General features: G+C 40.4%; 3 protein-coding genes. 1 reads left to right on the forward strand and 2 read right to left on the reverse strand.

The features are described from left to right. Window positions 1-354: 354 nt before the first annotated feature. Window positions 355-747: a DUF309 domain-containing protein gene (locus V7K73_RS28300; RefSeq protein WP_334885193.1), complete on the reverse strand. Its 393-nt coding sequence runs from the start codon at window positions 745-747 to the stop codon at window positions 355-357. After that, a complete protein-coding gene (locus tag V7K73_RS28305; RefSeq protein ID WP_334885197.1) occupies window positions 744-1,109 on the reverse strand; it encodes a ferredoxin thioredoxin reductase catalytic beta subunit in 366 nt (121 codons plus the stop codon). The genes V7K73_RS28300 and V7K73_RS28305 overlap by 4 nt, the downstream gene beginning before the upstream one ends. A 468-nt stretch (window positions 1,110-1,577) precedes the next feature. On the opposite strand from V7K73_RS28305, the gene V7K73_RS28310 reads away from it, so the two are divergent. Next, window positions 1,578-2,231, forward strand: a complete 654-nt coding sequence (locus V7K73_RS28310) for a PEP-CTERM sorting domain-containing protein (protein ID WP_334885195.1) — start codon at window positions 1,578-1,580, stop codon at window positions 2,229-2,231. Window positions 2,232-2,479: the final 248 nt, after the last annotated feature.

Consider the following 2,479-nt stretch of genomic DNA (forward strand, 5'->3'; position numbering starts at 1 on the left):
CAACTATCTTTTCTCGAAGCTCGACAGAGTATGACTTCATTTAAAGGTATTTATATTTTAATTTAGTGTACCTCATAACAGACGCAAGTGCTGTATCTGAGCTTGTTAGGCTAAACACACTACTCTTGCGAGTTGTTTAATGAATAGCGATAGAGCTTTAGGCTAGCGAACCCGAAGGTATCATGACTCAGGTAACGGCTCCTCAATTTTTGAGGCGATTGGTTCACATTGACTACGGATTACTTCGTTTTTCAATGCTCCCGTAGGCACAATACCCTGCCTTAAGCCGTTTTGCGTCTACATGAATTGTACCTACCGGGATTTCGGGCAACGCATAATTAATTTACCAGATATCTAATCAGTAGACAGCACAATTTTAGGCAAAGATAAAACTTGATTTTTACCCAAATCTCCAGATGTAATCAAGTCTTGCCCTATTTGTTGTAATGTCGTCAACAACAGTGCGCTCTGACTCAATAGCTCATCTACATCAACGCCAGAGTAGCTAGATGGGTAACGGCGTAGGCGATTGCTGCCTTCCCCCAGTAGAATTACTGCTCCTCGCCAGTTGCGATTCTCCAAATGATACAGTGCCACAGAAATTTGGAGAATGCCTTGATAAAAGGTTTTTTCCGGTTCACCAGCTTCAATCCACAAAGCCTCTAAAGTGTCGTGACAGGCGTAAAACTGACCAGAATTGAACTGTTCTACGCCTTGCCAAAACTCTTGGGGGATGGTTTCGCTCATCCCATGCTCTCTCGTACTTCTTTAATTGTTTCGAGAGAGATATCTTGTTTTTCGCCAGCAAACTCGTTGTCAGGAGTGAGGAACAACATGCAATGGCACTCTTTGCGTTCTCTCATTGGCACACAGGGACAGTTCCAATATGTCGCGTGAACTTCAGCCTCTTTATCTTCGTAATGGCGACAGGGACATAAAGGGGCACCTAGATCGTCTTTATGTTTGGCTAGTCCTTCAATCACAACTGCGGTAACAGAAGGCTCAGAACAGAAGTATGTTCCAGTCCGCTTGGCGTATTGTTCGGAAAAATGCCGCATTGCCTCTAGGCTTTTATCGCTGGATTTTGTGTTATGTTCTGATGTGATCATGTCGCTCATAATTTAAATATTTCTTTGCATTGTACCTCAGCCTCATGTGAGGATTACTGGGTGTATTTCCCCAACCTTACCTGCTCAATTGTTTTACCTTCGCTCAAAGGCTGATATATCCGGCGTGCTGGGATCAGACAAAATCTAGGAAATCACAGAAGCTTAACTTATTAGCTAATTAGAATTCGGCGTTGCATCTTGAGGCAGAATTTAAAAGTCAAGAGGTTGATTTATTCTCATCAAAAAACCACACTGTGACGCGGATAAGGGAAGACGGCAAGCACGATCCTTTTATCAGCCTTATGTCAGGCTTTGTTTATTTTTACATTCTCCTGAATTCTCTTCATCATAACTTTATCAGACTTTATGAAATTACTAAGTAATAATACTTGTTACTTATTGCAACTTAATGCAAGGTCTTAGAAGTGTAAAAAAAAGCACAAAGCTATCAAGAGTTACAACTACTATATGAGTATTTCAACTGTTGCGAAAAAGTTATCAACTGCTGCTTTGATCGCAGCAGTCATTGTTTTGAGAATAGGATCAGTAGCACAAGCAACTGTTTTAACATTCGATGATATAGCGCCTATTTCATATTTTGATCCGATTCCTAATGGTTACGGTGGATTCAATTGGGATAATTTTAACTACATAAATGGCTCAAATCCTAAAATTACACGTACAGGCGAAGACAATGGAAGAATCTCAGGAGACTATGTGGCTTTCAACGGATTTGGAAACCCAGCCTTAGTAAGTGATAATGTTTTTGACTTCAACAGTGCTTACCTATCAGCTACTTGGAATAATGGTCTTTCGGTTACTGTAGAAGGTTTAAAGAGCGGTGCAACCTTGTATTCAAAAACTGTGGTTGTAAATACGACACAGCCAACTTTAGTTAATTTTGATTATTTTGGTATTGATGAATTAAAGTTTTCGTCATTTGGTGGAGTTCAGCCATATTATATTCGTGGTGGTAGCGGGACACAGTTTGCGCTAGATAACTTTACCTTTAATGAAAAAGCTACATCTGTTCCCGAACCTACATTGCTACCAGCGCTACTATCAATAGCTGCTTTAAGTGCTGGTTCAGTATTAAGACGTAAACAGCTAAAGCAAAGTTAACTCAAAGCTTGTACTTTGCCCGAACGACTGGAAGTCGCGGCTACACAAACAAGAGCTACTTTGTAAGCTAAAAGCTTTACAATCTGTAGAGGTAGCCTTTGTTTGTATAGCCCTTCTAGGGTGTGGTTTTTTGGCTAAAGTATTGATTAATACGAATCCCCAGAAGGTTAACGATGACGAATTGAAATCGCGGGTATAAAATTGATTCGTCTTCAGTGGTACAGGATACACCCAGGATGTCTAATTTC

It is taken from the genome of Nostoc sp., from assembly GCF_036916975.1.
GTDB lineage: Bacteria > Cyanobacteriota > Cyanobacteriia > Cyanobacteriales > Nostocaceae > Nostoc.